The sequence below is a fragment of the Micromonospora sp. BS32 genome, assembly GCF_059089345.1.
The window spans coordinates 1-516 of sequence record NZ_JBSSHR010000079.1 but is presented as its reverse complement, the minus strand read 5'-3'; the positions used below and the strand labels follow the sequence as shown (position 1 = coordinate 516).

Below are 516 nucleotides of genomic sequence, written 5' to 3'. Positions count from 1 at the left end.
GCGCAGCGCGTACGAGATGCCCTCGCGGGTCCAGGGCTCCAGCAGCCCCGCCGCGTCGCCGCAGACCAGCACCCGGCCGCGGGACAGCGGCGAATCGTCGGCGCGGCAGCGGGTCAGGTGCCCGGAGGAGACACTCGGCTCGAACCCGGCGAGCCCCAGCCGGGCCACGAAGTCGTCGAGGTAGCGCTTGGTGGCGCCGCCGTCGCCGCGCGCGGAGATCACGCCCACGGTCAGCGAGTCGCCCTTGGGGAAGACCCAGCCGTAACTGCCCGGCAGCGGGCCCCAGTCGATGTGCACCCGGCCGGCCCAGTCCTCGGCGACCGACGCGGGCACCGGGATCTCCGACTCCAGGCCCAGGTCGACCTGGTCGAGCTTCACCCCGACGTGTGCTCCTATCCGGCTGGCACTGCCGTCGGCGCCGACCACCGCGCGGGCGTAGACGATCTGCTCCTCGCCGCGCAGGGCCCCGCTGCTGGCGGTCACCACGACCGCGACCGTACGGCGGTCCGGCACCCC

At 75.0% G+C, this 516-nt stretch carries 1 protein-coding gene; it reads right to left on the bottom strand.

The window, feature by feature from the left end:
- A partial coding sequence (locus AC5RWQ_RS30340) for a geranylgeranyl reductase family protein (protein ID WP_494286022.1) occupies positions 1-516 on the bottom strand: 516 nt, incomplete at both ends.